The organism is Bacillus sp. FSL K6-6540 (assembly GCF_038007545.1).
Window position 1 is genome coordinate 827,092 of sequence record NZ_JBBOXH010000002.1, and the last position, 12,714, is coordinate 839,805.

Annotated in this window: 15 protein-coding genes and 2 pseudogenes; 9 read left to right on the forward strand and 8 right to left on the reverse strand. The window is 40.0% G+C overall.

The window, feature by feature from the left end:
* Positions 1 to 81: 81 nt before the first annotated feature.
* The 3 genes and pseudogenes from MHH82_RS36585 to MHH82_RS36595 form a co-directional block, all read right to left on the reverse strand.
* Positions 82 to 212 (reverse strand): annotated as a pseudogene (locus MHH82_RS36585) (LysR family transcriptional regulator); the annotation flags it as partial.
* A 7-nt stretch (positions 213 to 219) separates the two neighbouring features.
* Positions 220 to 882, reverse strand: a complete 663-nt coding sequence (locus MHH82_RS36590; RefSeq protein ID WP_032724976.1) for an MBL fold metallo-hydrolase — start codon at positions 880 to 882, stop codon at positions 220 to 222.
* Between the two features lie 129 nt (positions 883 to 1,011).
* Complete coding sequence (locus MHH82_RS36595) at positions 1,012 to 1,464, reverse strand: MarR family transcriptional regulator (RefSeq protein WP_003226875.1); 453 nt, start codon at positions 1,462 to 1,464, stop codon at positions 1,012 to 1,014.
* Between the two features lie 120 nt (positions 1,465 to 1,584).
* Here MHH82_RS36595 and MHH82_RS36600 point away from each other — a divergent pair, with 120 nt between their 5' ends.
* Positions 1,585 to 2,031: a GNAT family N-acetyltransferase gene (locus tag MHH82_RS36600; RefSeq protein WP_072175422.1), complete on the forward strand. Its 447-nt coding sequence runs from the start codon at positions 1,585 to 1,587 to the stop codon at positions 2,029 to 2,031.
* Positions 2,028 to 2,630: a YczE/YyaS/YitT family protein gene (locus MHH82_RS36605; RefSeq protein ID WP_021481093.1), complete on the forward strand. Its 603-nt coding sequence runs from the start codon at positions 2,028 to 2,030 to the stop codon at positions 2,628 to 2,630. Before MHH82_RS36600 ends, MHH82_RS36605 begins: the two co-directional genes overlap by 4 nt.
* Before the next feature lie 67 nt (positions 2,631 to 2,697).
* On the opposite strand, the gene satA is transcribed toward MHH82_RS36605, so the two are convergent.
* Entirely contained in the window at positions 2,698 to 3,219 is a 522-nt protein-coding gene (gene satA / locus MHH82_RS36610; RefSeq protein WP_072175421.1) for a streptothricin N-acetyltransferase SatA, read from the reverse strand.
* Positions 3,220 to 3,616: 397 nt separating this feature from the next.
* Between satA and MHH82_RS36615 the strand changes: the two genes are divergently transcribed.
* The 3 genes and pseudogenes from MHH82_RS36615 to MHH82_RS36625 all read left to right on the forward strand — a co-directional run.
* On the forward strand, positions 3,617 to 3,973 hold the full coding sequence (locus MHH82_RS36615; RefSeq protein WP_003244448.1) for an MmcQ/YjbR family DNA-binding protein: 357 nt from the start codon (positions 3,617 to 3,619) through the stop codon (positions 3,971 to 3,973).
* 159 nt (positions 3,974 to 4,132) lie between these two features.
* The gene (locus tag MHH82_RS36620) at positions 4,133 to 4,699 is read left to right on the forward strand and encodes a dihydrofolate reductase family protein (protein WP_003243497.1); all 567 of its coding nucleotides are present in this window, start codon (positions 4,133 to 4,135) and stop codon (positions 4,697 to 4,699) included.
* 241 nt (positions 4,700 to 4,940) lie between these two features.
* Positions 4,941 to 5,121: pseudogene (locus MHH82_RS36625) on the forward strand (DUF255 domain-containing protein); the annotation flags it as partial.
* A 113-nt stretch (positions 5,122 to 5,234) separates the two neighbouring features.
* Here the strand turns inward: MHH82_RS36625 and MHH82_RS36630 are convergent.
* A complete protein-coding gene (locus tag MHH82_RS36630; RefSeq protein WP_021481098.1) occupies positions 5,235 to 5,435 on the reverse strand; it encodes a hypothetical protein in 201 nt (66 codons plus the stop codon).
* Between the two features lie 339 nt (positions 5,436 to 5,774).
* On the opposite strand from MHH82_RS36630, the gene MHH82_RS36640 reads away from it, so the two are divergent.
* From MHH82_RS36640 to MHH82_RS36650, 3 genes are all read left to right on the forward strand, one after another.
* Positions 5,775 to 6,191: a MerR family transcriptional regulator gene (locus tag MHH82_RS36640; RefSeq protein ID WP_041850269.1), complete on the forward strand. Its 417-nt coding sequence runs from the start codon at positions 5,775 to 5,777 to the stop codon at positions 6,189 to 6,191.
* The gene (locus MHH82_RS36645) at positions 6,188 to 7,105 is read left to right on the forward strand and encodes a DMT family transporter (RefSeq protein ID WP_041850268.1); all 918 of its coding nucleotides are present in this window, start codon (positions 6,188 to 6,190) and stop codon (positions 7,103 to 7,105) included. The genes MHH82_RS36640 and MHH82_RS36645 overlap by 4 nt, the downstream gene beginning before the upstream one ends.
* A gap of 71 nt (positions 7,106 to 7,176) precedes the next feature.
* Positions 7,177 to 9,246, forward strand: coding sequence for a thioredoxin domain-containing protein (locus tag MHH82_RS36650; protein ID WP_041850267.1), 2,070 nt, complete (start codon positions 7,177 to 7,179; stop codon positions 9,244 to 9,246).
* On the opposite strand, the gene MHH82_RS36655 is transcribed toward MHH82_RS36650, so the two are convergent.
* A complete protein-coding gene (locus MHH82_RS36655; RefSeq protein WP_032724963.1) occupies positions 9,243 to 10,142 on the reverse strand; it encodes a CPBP family intramembrane glutamic endopeptidase in 900 nt (299 codons plus the stop codon). The two genes, MHH82_RS36650 and MHH82_RS36655, sit on opposite strands and share 4 nt — an antisense overlap.
* Before the next feature lie 226 nt (positions 10,143 to 10,368).
* On the opposite strand from MHH82_RS36655, the gene MHH82_RS36660 reads away from it, so the two are divergent.
* Complete coding sequence (locus MHH82_RS36660) at positions 10,369 to 11,724, forward strand: MFS transporter (RefSeq protein WP_041850266.1); 1,356 nt, start codon at positions 10,369 to 10,371, stop codon at positions 11,722 to 11,724.
* 33 nt (positions 11,725 to 11,757) lie between these two features.
* On the opposite strand, the gene MHH82_RS36665 is transcribed toward MHH82_RS36660, so the two are convergent.
* Together MHH82_RS36665 and MHH82_RS36670 are read right to left on the reverse strand one after the other, a co-directional pair.
* Positions 11,758 to 12,312, reverse strand: a complete 555-nt coding sequence (locus MHH82_RS36665; protein ID WP_015250785.1) for a sugar O-acetyltransferase — start codon at positions 12,310 to 12,312, stop codon at positions 11,758 to 11,760.
* A gap of 15 nt (positions 12,313 to 12,327) precedes the next feature.
* Positions 12,328 to 12,708 carry a VOC family protein gene (locus tag MHH82_RS36670; protein WP_015715075.1) on the reverse strand — a complete coding sequence of 127 codons (381 nt, stop codon included), beginning with the start codon at positions 12,706 to 12,708 and terminating at the stop codon, positions 12,328 to 12,330.
* Positions 12,709 to 12,714 lie beyond the last annotated feature (6 nt).

Here is a 12,714-nt window from a genome sequence, read left to right on the forward strand (position 1 = left end):
CCCCAATCATCATGATTGGATATATTATACATCGCTAGACCACTGAAACCTTGAAAACAAAATGAAAAGTATCCTTTTTTCCTAACGAATCGAATGTATAACAAGCTCCGCAAAAGCCTCTGCAGCAGGCAGCTGCCATTTTTTCTTTTTGGGTGTGAGTAAATCGGATCGAGGGCTTCAACATGCTGGAGATTTTTCAGCTTATGTTTTTCACTTCCATTAATCCCTATACCTTACCACATAGTTTTTATACAATTCTTCGTTATAAAGAATTTCTTCGCCATGTGAAGAGCAAATGAGCGTTGGTTTGATTTGATCTATGATTGAGCCGCTATCGATGTTCTCATTTATATCAACACTGAATCTTCTTATAGGTGGGTGTAAATCCTCCTTACTTGTGATAAAAAGGTCGCCCGTTAATAGCGTACGATCGATTTTATGATAATACACGACATGCCCCGGCGAATGGCCAGGTGTTAAATAGTATTTCAGAGGCAGGTGAGCAAGCGTTTGCTCCGTCAGCGGCTGGACAATATGGGCTACCCCTGTGTTCTCCACTTCATTTTTGTTCGGATATGGCTCTTCCCCATTGATGTACTTTAGTTCTTTCTGGTGCGCAAAAATCGGAATATCAAATCTCTCTAACCATTTTGATGCACCTCCGATATGATCACTGTGGCCATGGGTAAGCAAAATGGCTTTTGGATTGCCGATCGCTAACGCTGCCCTAATTTGAGCATCAGCAAAACGTTCTATTCCCGTATCAACAATATAAACATCATCACCATCTTTGATAAACCAGGTATGAACCGGAATACGAAGAGGCACATCAAGCTCAAATTCACATTGATAGACATGTTCTGATAGTTGTCTCAAGTTCACGCAAACCACTCCCTTTGGAGATTTTTGATAGTTCAAAAGAAAACAGAAGTGAACGGCCAGCGGACTGGAATTCTTGAGGAGGAGACGCCGATTTTCGCCAGCATCAGCTCGACTTGTTAACATTGTCCATTAATAATCCCTTTTGTTCCCCTTCTTCACATATTCCCAATCACGTTCTATATTCTTCCTCACTCTATGAAGGAGTGCAGAAATGGTTTCCTTTTCCTCTGAAGTAAAACCGGACAAGGCCACTTCCGTGGAATGTTCTCCTTCTCTTCTTAACAATGGATATACCTTTTTCCCTTTCTCAGTCGGGAACAGTTTTTTTATTTTTTTATTTTGCTCATCCGGCAGTTTTTGAATAAATCCCTGCATTTCCAGCTTCTTAATGGCCCGCGCGGCCGTTGTCCGATCCACTTTTATCATTTCCGCCAATTTTTCTTGAATAATTCCCGGATTTTCGTATATACGTACGAGATAGAGATACTGCCCTCTTGTTAAGTCCAAATCTTTAAATTCGATGTTGCTTATGGAATCCAACGCTCTTGCTATCATGCCGATCTCACGCAAAATATCATTCATTCCTAAAACCCCTCACGTATTTTTTGTTGCAATTACAACAAAAATGTTTTAACCTTACTATTATAAGACCACATGCATACTGTACAGTCCAGACTAATATCAGAAAAGGATTGATTCATAATGAATATAAAAAGAATAACAACTGAAGCTGATTTACATGCAGCTTTGAATATTAGAAAGACGGTTTTCATTGAGGAGCAACATGTATCGGAATCCGAAGAGTTTGATGAATTTGATACGCTCCAGGAACAATGCCAGCATGTCTTGGTATATCATGAGAATCAGCCTGTCGGCACGGGCCGTGTGCGCATCGTTGACCATACAGCAAAGCTGGAAAGAATCTGCATCCTAAAACCTTACCGTAAGTATGGATTGGGGAAAGTCATCGTAAGCGGGTTAGAAGAAATCATAAAAGAAAAAGGACTGACTGCATGTAAGTTGCATGGTCAAACACAAGCAGCAGGCTTTTATCAAAAACTGGGCTACCAGATTTCTTCACAGGAATTTATGGAAGACGGCATCCCTCACGTCCTGATGACAAAAGAAATATCGCCGAATATAACATGAAATATATTTTTTACGGATTAGGCATACTCATATTAAGTTTGGGCATTTCCTTAACCATACAATCAGGGCTGGGCACATCCCCCTTCGATGCCCTTTTGGTTGGTCTGTCAAAAGAAGTCGGACTTACCGTAGGAAGCTGGGAGGTCCTTATTTCTGTGATCCTCTTAATCTGCAACACTATATTAACGAGAAAAAAACCTATTTTGCTGGGCTTGATTACAGCATTCATTACTGGAATAGGCATTGACCTATGGTTGTTTGTTGTAAAAAACACCCTCTATCTAAACGCGTTGTTAAGCAAACTGATTTGTTTCGGAATTGGTTTGGTGCTCATCGGTCTTGGAACAGCCATCTATCTTCAGACGAAATTCGCATCAACACCAATCGATCATTTAACACTCATTATCCGAGATCTCTCCAAAAGAACAATCTTGTTTTCAAGAACATTGGTATACGCTCTTTTCTTAGTATTAGCCATCGTCTTTAAAGGCCCTATCGGCATCGGAACCCTATTAACCGTCTGTTTGGGAGGAATGCTCCTTCACGTTTTTATGCCTATTGTGGAAAAACAATTCTTATCAAAGAATAGAAGGGGTTAAAAAACCTCTTCTTTGAAAAAACGAAACGCAAAACAAGCTACGTTTCGTTCAATAATTTTATGATAAATTAAAATTTATAGTACCAAAAAATCGCAATTTCATTTGCTGTTGGAAGGTTGGAATAAAGCATCGTATCAACTGCACCTATTATAAAGTGATGTTTGGCATAAAAACGACAAGCTGAAACATTAATATCTTGTGTTTCAAGCATAAGACCACAAAAGCGATTCTCCTTTGCCCACTCAATCGCTTTATGTAATAATGCTGTTCCAACGCCTTTTTGTCTATAGTCTTTTGCAACGGCAATGTCCTCTATTAGTGCATACCCATTCCAGTTAGAACGAATCTTAATCCGGCCGATGCAGTTGTTTTCAACATAATATAAAAAGACAACCTTCCCTTCATCTTCAATATAACTAACATCCATTTCATCATCTTCATATTGTTTAAAATAAGGTTCAGAAAATCGTTCCTCAGTATATGTCCAAACACCGTTTTCAAAAGCAGGTATCATTCTCCCAAAAACAACGAAAGGTTCATTTGGTTTATTGAAATCTTTCATATTCAATTTAGTCATTTTAATGATCATATCAATCCCCGCCAATCGAGATAATATTTAGTAAACTCGTTTCGATACTATTCAATAACAGCTTCCAAAAGAGAACAGCACTAGGTAAGGCATCCATTACCTTATATATTTCACTATCTTAATGAGGTATTTCAACAGAGGCTTGTGGTACAGTAAAAAGGAATAGAAACAAGAGAAAAGAAGATGAACCTATGCCCACTAACAATAAACTCAATGAGAAATATCATACTTCCTTCAACTCGCCCACAACCCTGTTGACTAGTATCCGTGGAGAGAGGAAGCTTTGACACAGCTTCTGCCATTGATGACATCTCTATTGAAGTATCCAAAGGACAACCAAGGATCGCTCTTTGACTTTTTCAAGAAGAAAGTAGAGTGAATAAAGGAGTGATTGAGTATGTTAACAAGAGAAGATATCTTTAAACACGTCAAAGAAAAATACGGTACATCGCCTGATTACCCGTGGGAGAAATACCCAAACTATGCTTCTTTGAGACATACATCAAACAAAAAATGGTACGGTCTTATCATGAATGTTCTCCCAGAAAAATTAGGCTTGGATGGTCATGGCGAAATAGATATTCTAAATCTAAAATGTCCCCCTGAAATAAGTGATCGCTTAAGAAACGGGGAAAATATCTTACCCGGATATCATATGGATAAGGAACATTGGATTTCAATTGTTTTAGAACGGACAGATCCAGAAGGCGAAATCTATAACTTAATCGAGCAGAGCTTTCATTTAACCAAGTGAAGATAAAGAGTGTTCCTGCTAATCAAGCTGCGAAGAGTAGTGGGCACTTTCATTTTAGGATACTGTTCTTCACTCTGTCCACAAACGCAACTTAGTTCATCTGGTGCGAGAGTGGGAGAAGAATTTCAACCAACTTCTTATGTAAAAGGATGAATAGTTATGACAAATAACTTAAAACAGAGAAGAATCATTTTAGATTTAGCAGTTACTTTAGATGGTTTTATTGAAGGGAAAAATGGAGAAGTTGATTGGTGTATTATGGACCCTGATATGGGGTTTACTGATTTTTTAAATCAAATTGATACTATTTTATATGGTAGAAAAAGCTTCGATTTATGGGGACAATACATTCCAAAAAATGAAGACCCTGATACAGAAAAGGAACTTTGGAAATTGGTTCATAGTAAAAAGAAATATGTTTTTTCCAGAACACAAAATGAGATTGATAATCAAGCCATATTTATAAATGATAATATTCTTGAAGAAGTAAATAAATTGAAGAAAAATCCTGGTAAAGACATCTGGCTATATGGTGGAGCGAGTCTCATTACAACTTTTATAAATTTGGGGCTTGTTGATGAATTTAGATTATCTATTCACCCTGTTGTTTTGGGAGAAGGAAAACCGTTGTTTATTGATGTAAAACAGAGGATAAATTTAAAAATGGTGAATACAAGAACATTTTCCTCTGGCGTTGTGCAAATCGTTTATCATTGGAATGGCTAACATTGTAAAGTAACACTCGACAGTAATCCTTCTTATTGAACTAAAGGGGAATCCATAAATAATGGGTTCCCCTTAATATACTATGGAATTATCAATATCAAATTTTCTGTAATAAAAGAGGATTGAAAAGGACGATGTCTCCTCAATTAACATCATTAAGCATTATAGTATATTTTCTTCTCCCTCTTTTAAGTAATCGGCTAAGTTTTGTATTTATAAAAAAACGAAAGAAGGTGATCCAATGCCTACTAACAATAAACCCAATAGATTAATCGCTGAGAAATCTACTTATTTTACTTCAACATGCTCATAACCCTGTGGACTGGTTCCCTTGGGGAGAAGAAGCATATGAAAAAGCGAAACGCGAAAACAAGCCGGTTCTGGTCAGCATCGGTAATTCGACATGTCATTGGTGCCATGTCTATTAGAATAACCATAATAGATCTTTTATGACTCTATATTATCTATAGTTTTATAAACAATTTGATCTTTCCTAAGTATTATTTTCAAACCGAATTTTTATTATCTATCTCTCCTACTTATTTTTAATATCCTGATACACTTTCTCAAAAGTCTCGATTGGTAGCGAAAACTTAGTTGTTTTCTCGTTACGATAATTGATCACTATATCAATTTGATTACCTTTTTGCTCAAACTCAATAAATGCATTCTCCCATTTATCTCTGATTGATATTATACGATTGCCATTTTTCTTTTCCTTATAGATGTAATCCATTTTAACTCTCCTTCCAGAATCAATAACAAAACCTTATGTTATTAAAAGTCTACATTATCGACCGACAAAAGGTTTCGAAATAAGCAATCCTCAAAAAAGGAAGTAAATCATGACTTGCGTTTGGTGGCCCGGATAATCAAATCGTGTGGAACTCCATTAAAAGATAACAAAAGCCATTTTAAACGATAATACTATTTGTTCAAACAATACAGTTTACCTTTTATGTCATTCATTTTCTAAAAACTGCAATCCGTAACCATGCGGTAGCAGTTTTTTTTATTTGCTTGACTTAGAGTTAACTCTAAATTGTAAACTAACTTTAATTAAATGAGAGGGATGATGTTGTTGTATTGCATTAGTAAAGCTGCTGAGAAGACTAGTATTAGTTCGTATACATTAAGATATTACGAAAAGATTGGGTTACTTCCACCACCAAAACGAAAAAACAGTGGAAGGCGTTTTTATACAGAGACTGATATTCAGTTCATGTTATTCCTGAAAAGTTTAAAGGAAACAGGTATGTCTTTAGAGGATATTAATGAGTTTGTCAAAGACGGATGCATTTTGGAAAAAATCAATTCGGATGTTAAATCGGCACAACTCTCCCCATCTATAAATAAACGTATTGAGATTTTAACCAAGCACTTAGAGAAAATGGAAATTAAAAAAAGGGAGCTGGAAGAAGTGATTTCTACGACAAAAGGAAAACTGGATACATATTATTCAATTTTGAAAGAGGAAGTGGAAAACAAATGAAACATTTAAATATATACCTGATGTTACTTGGCTTCTCTATTTTTACAGGAGCTACTTTTAATCTTGCAAAATATACGGTTGGATATTTTTCTCCATCGTCTTCTGCGGCATGGCGTTTCGGTTTAGCTGCTGCGGTGATGCTCATCATTTTGATTTTTACTGAAGGTATAAAGAAGAGTCAATTACGGAAAAACGCCGTTTCATACATTGTTCTTGGAATTATAGGAATCTTTGGATTTAATGCCTTGTTTTTCGTTGGTTTAAAATATACATCTCCCGTTAACGGAGCATTAATAATGGGGCTGAATCCTTTATTAACAGCAATTCTCGCTCGAATTATCTTAAAGGACAAAATGACAAAAAAACAAGTACTCGGCATACTCTTTGCTTTCATTGGTGTATTGCTAGTCATTACAGAAGGTTCTATCGAAACCATTAAAACCTTATCAATTTCAGGAGGAGACTTAATAATCTTTACAGGTAACGTTTGTTGGGCACTTTATGGTGTACTTGGACGTCGGTTTGTAAAGGATGGAACTCCGCTATCTACAACCACTTATACGATGGCTATCGGTGCTGTTAGTTTAATAGTAGTTTCCTTATTTACATCCAAACCTGTTTCTTTATCGAACATCCCGATTGGAGTTTGGGGGGCAATTGCTTTTATGGCTTTCTTTACAAGTGTTTTGGGTTACCTATGGTGGAATCAGGGGATTAAAGAGATTGGGGCTAGTAAAACGTCTTTATTTTTCAACCTTGTTCCCGTTGTAACGATGATTATTTCATTTGCCGTTGGAACACCAATAAAGGTATTTCAAGTTATTGGGGCTGTGTTAGTTATATTAGGCGTTTTAACTGCTTCGGGGGTAATACGTTTTCATAAGTACAATACTAAAGAACAGTCAGCTATATAAAGAAATAGGGATTATTTTTGAGAAAATGTGTTAAGTTAAATATACACTAATTATAGGAAGAAGGTGATCCCATGCCAAACAAAAGTAAACCCAATAGATTAATTAATGAGAAATCACCATATTTACTCCAACACGCCCACAACCCTGTGGACTGGTTCCCGTGGGGGGAAGAAGCATTTGAAAAAGCAACACGTGAAAACAAGCCGGTTCTGGTCAGCATCGGTTATTCGACTTGTCATTGGTGCCACGTGATGGCTCACGAAAGCTTTGAAGACGAAGAAATCGCGCGTCTTCTCAATGAACGGTTTGTGGCGATTAAAGTCGACCGGGAAGAGCGGCCTGATGTGGATTCTGTTTATATGAGAATCTGCCAGCTGATGACCGGGCAGGGCGGCTGGCCGCTGAATGTGTTTATTACGCCTGATCAAAAGCCGTTTTACGCGGGTACATATTTTCCAAAGACGAGCAAATTCAATCGTCCTGGTTTTGTTGATGTGCTTGAGCATCTGTCTGAGACGTTTGCGAACGACCGCGAGCATGTCGAGGATATTGCGGAGAACGCCGCTAAACATTTACAGACCAAAACAGCCGCCAAATCAGGCGAAGGCCTTAGCGAGTCAGCGATTCACCGGACATTCCAGCAGCTTGCCAGCGGGTTTGATACGATCTACGGCGGTTTCGGGCAGGCACCGAAATTTCCGATGCCCCATATGCTGATGTATTTGCTTCGTTATCATCACAATACGGGGCAGGAGAACGCTTTATACAACGTGACGAAAACGCTGGACAGCATGGCGAATGGCGGCATTTACGATCATATCGGCTATGGGTTTGCACGCTATTCGACCGATGACGAGTGGCTCGTTCCCCACTTTGAAAAAATGCTGTACGACAATGCGCTGCTGCTGACCGCTTATACCGAAGCCTACCAGGTCACGCAAAACAGCCGCTATAAAGAGATTTGTGAGCAGATCATTACGTTCATTCAGCGGGAAATGGCCCATGAAGACGGAAGCTTTTTCTCTGCTTTAGACGCGGATACAGAAGGAGAAGAAGGAAAGTACTACGTGTGGTCAAAGGAAGAGATTCTGAAAACGCTCGGGGACGATCTCGGAACGCTGTATTGCCAAGTGTATGACATCACTGAAGAAGGAAACTTTGAAGGCAAAAATATTCCTAACCTCATTCACACAAAGCGAGAACAAATCAAAGAGGATGCCGGGTTAACCGAAAAAGAGCTCAGCCTCAAACTCGAAGACGCAAGACAGCAGCTCTTGAAGACACGCGAGGAAAGAACCTATCCGCATGTCGATGATAAAGTGCTGACCTCATGGAACGCGCTGATGATCGCGGGTCTTGCGAAAGCGGCAAAGGTATACCAGGAGCCGAAATATCTCAGCCTAGCGAAAGACGCCATCACATTTATTGAAAACAAATTAATCATCGACGGCCGTGTGATGGTCCGATATCGTGATGGCGAAGTGAAAAACAAAGGCTTTATCGACGATTACGCTTTTCTCCTATGGGCTTATCTGGATCTCTATGAAGCTTCGTTTGATCTTTCTTATTTACAAAAAGCGAAGAAACTGACAGACGATATGATCAGCTTATTTTGGGATGAGGAGCATGGCGGATTCTACTTCACCGGACACGATGCAGAAGCCTTAATCGTACGGGAAAAAGAAGTGTACGACGGCGCCGTGCCTTCAGGAAACAGTGTGGCAGCTGTTCAGCTGCTACGTCTCGGGCAAGTCACCGGCGACTTATCACTGATCGAAAAAGCGGAAACGATGTTTTCCGTGTTCAAGCCAGACATCGACGCGTATCCGAGCGGCCATGCTTTCTTTATGCAAAGTGTGTTAAGGCATCTGATGCCTAAGAAAGAAATCGTGATTTTTGGCAGCGCAGACGATCCAGCCAGAAAACAAATCATAGCGGAGCTTCAAAAAGCCTTTAAGCCCAACGACTCCATTCTGGTAGCAGAGCATCCTGATCAATGCAAAGACATTGCGCCATTCGCTGCAGACTACCGCATCATAGACGGCAAAACAACCGTTTATATTTGTGAAAACTTCGCCTGCCAGCAGCCGACAACGAATATCGAAGAAGCGATCCACACGTTAATAAGCAGCAGGGATTAAGACCCTTGCTGCTTACTTTTTGATTTCTTATGGTACCATAAAGCGATCCCCGCAAACACAAGGTTGACCGCTATCGTAAAGAAAGCCTCCCACATCGGGTTCCCCCGCGTAACGGTAAACAGAGAAGGAATTCCTCCATACACACTGTTTTTTTCTGTAATAAACATACACAAAAACATATTATTCGCGGCATGGGCGCCAAGTGATATTTCGATGCTTCCAGTTTTAATCGTGTAATAGGTCCACACAAAACCAAATGTTAAATACTCAATTCCTGCCCAGACAGCGCCGTTGTTCATTTCTGGATTCGCAAAATGCAATACGCCAAACAATCCTCCGACAATCAGTGTCAAAAATAGAGGATTTTTCGTCAATCTCCCGAAAGCTTGAAGCAAAAATCCCCTGAAAAATAGTTCCTCAGCTGATGTCTGAATCGGAACCAAAATGAGGGCAGCCGCTAGCAGCCAGATAAATCGTGATGCATTAAACTCTTGCATTGAATAGCTATCAGGATGAATCACAAAATCAATCAATTGTACGGCGATCATTAGCAAGAAATAAGCAATAAAACCAAAGGAAATTCTCCGCCAATTCATCTTTGAATTTGGTGTTATCACCGTTCGGAAAGGCCGCTTCAAAATAAAGCGCACAGCCAGCCAAACTCCCGGAATGGCGAATAAATAAATCACATGGGACAAATAAAGATCTACGAGAGGATCACTCAACACAGCTTCATCCAAATCAAACGTGATATTGGGATTCACAATAACCGTGAACAGTATAGCGAAAAGGTAAGCTATATTCCCGAATACATATAACCCTACCATCACCAAAAAAGCGAAAAAATATCTCCACAATGTATTGTTTCCTTCTATAGGACGGATAAATGAATTCATTCCTTCTATGTCTCTTCCTTTCAATGAGAATATTACTATATATTTGCATAAATTGGTCTATGAATCTACTGTTTTGGAAATCTTTTAAGCAAAATTAAAATATAAAGTGTGAATTTAGTTCTTCCATCTAGTGATTTGAACTCTGTTGCCAATGAACCAAGATACTTATAATAGTCCCAAGAGGAGAATTTTCAGTCTTTTCTTACTACTTAAAAGGGGGTTTTTTATGAATACGATCTTCAAACAAAAGAATACACATCCTTTCTCAAACGTAGCGAATCGTTTAGACCGCCTTCCGATTTCACGCGTTCATTTCCAAGTGTTAACCGCTCTCGGCATTGTTTATTTCTTTGATCTCGCAGATTTATTTACCCTCAGCAATGTAGCGCCGGCACTGATTGAACATTGGGGCATCCCACTTTCAACTATTGCTAACGTAACGGCTGCTTCGTTTTTAGGCATGTTTTTAGGCGCTTCACTGGGCGGACGGCTGTCCGATCGAATCGGCCGCAAAAAAGCCTTAAATCTATTTGTCTTTGTTTTCTCAATCGCATCGCTATGCAATGCTGCGGCATGGGACATTCCATCTTTAATGACATTCCGTTTCCTCACCGGATTTGGCGTTGCAGCCGCCATGGTCATTACGAATAGCTATTTGGCGGAATTTTTCCCTTCAAGTGTACGTGGAAAATATATTTCTTTTTGTGCCATGATTGGATTGATTGGGGTTCCGATCACCAACATTGTGTCTGCCTTTGTCATTCCTCTTGGTTCATGGGGATGGAGGCTTGTGTTTGTATGGGGTGCCGTCGGCCTTATTTATTTTTTCTTCATCCGCCGTCTGGAAGAGTCACCTCGCTGGCACGAAAATCGCGGGGAATATACGAAAGCCGATGCGATCCTCACCCGAATTGAAGAACAGGTTGAAAAGGAGAAAGGCCCGCTTCCGGCAGCATCCCAGCCTAAAGTAAGCGAAACTGTTAAGCAGAATGCAGGTTACGCAGGCTTATTGAAAGGCAGAAACCTCAAAATCACCATCGTATTATCTGCTGTATGGATTTTTGAAACGTTTGGGTTTTACGGATTTGCTTCATGGGTTCCAAGCCTGCTAAAAAGTAATGGCGTAACCATGGAAAATACATTATGGTATAACGTATTGCATTCCGTCGGCGCTCCGCTTGGCGCACTGCTCGGCTCCATGATTTCCGAAAGATTTCAAAGAAAATGGATTTTAGCTGCGAGTGCGTTTCTGACGGCCATCGCCGGGCTCTTATATGGTATGACTTTTATTCCCATCATGATCATTGTATTTGGTTTTATCGTGAATATCACAGAACGGGTCTTTACCTCGAACTTATACGCCTATACATCTGAACCTTATCCGACTGAATACCGCTCGTCTGGCAGCGGTTTAGCCTATGGTCTTGGCCGTTTTTCAAACATTTTTGGCTCATTGCTTGTCGGATTTATTGCCGTTCAGCTCGGCTATATCAGCGTCTTCTTATTTATTGGGGGCTGTTGGCTCGCATGCTCCTTGCTGTTAATCTTCTTCGGTCCTAATACGAATGCAAAACAGATTTAAAAAAGTCAGTGCGGATCTGCCGCACTGATCTCATTACAATTGCTTCAAAATCCTTGCGGGGTTTCCGCCTACAACAGTATTAGCGGGTACATCCTTAGTGACAACAGATCCAGAAGCAATCACTGCGTTATCACCGATTGTCACTCCCGGGTTAATCACCGCCCGGCCTCCAATCCAAACTTGATCTCCAATTGTCACAGGCTTACCGAACTCCTTCCCGGATTTCCTTTCGATCGGATCAAGAGGATGACCGGCCGTGTAGATATGTACACCTGGCGCAATCAAACAATGACGGCCGATACGCACCTCACACACATCTAAAATGACACAGTCAAAATTAACAAATGTATGATCTCCGATATGAATATGATAGCCATAATCACAGCGGAATGTCGGCAAAATCGTGACTTGATCCCCAACCGAACCGAGCAGCTCCTTCAAAAGCTCTGTCCGCACTATATCATCTTCCGGTGTTTCGTTATATTGTCTAATCAGCTGTCTCGCATGCTTGCGTTCTAGTAATAGTTGTTGATCTTCCGAATTGTATAATTCTCCGGCTGCCATTTTTTCTTTTTCTGTCCTCAGCATTTAAGTCACTCCATGTCAGATTGTAATCTCGATCAAATTTCCTTCATCATCCTCAATCACACTTTCATAGTAGCCGTCTCCTGTTGTCCTCGGGCCGTTTACTACTGCGAAACCATCCGCCTTCAATCGGTCAGTCAGTTCGTCAACTTTCTCCCGGCTCCCAACGGAAAAGGCAATATGTGCCCAGCCTGTCATTGTTTGTGAGGGCGGATCGGTCACATTCCCTTTTTTCATAATTTCCAGCCTTGCTCCGGAACCAAACGTAATAAAATAAGACTTAAAATCTTTTTTCTCATTATGATACAAATCATTCGCTTCGCCATTAAAATACGTTTCATAAAAAGACTTCATTCGCTCTAAGTCATTGACCCAGACCGCTATATGTTCAATCTGCATTTCTTC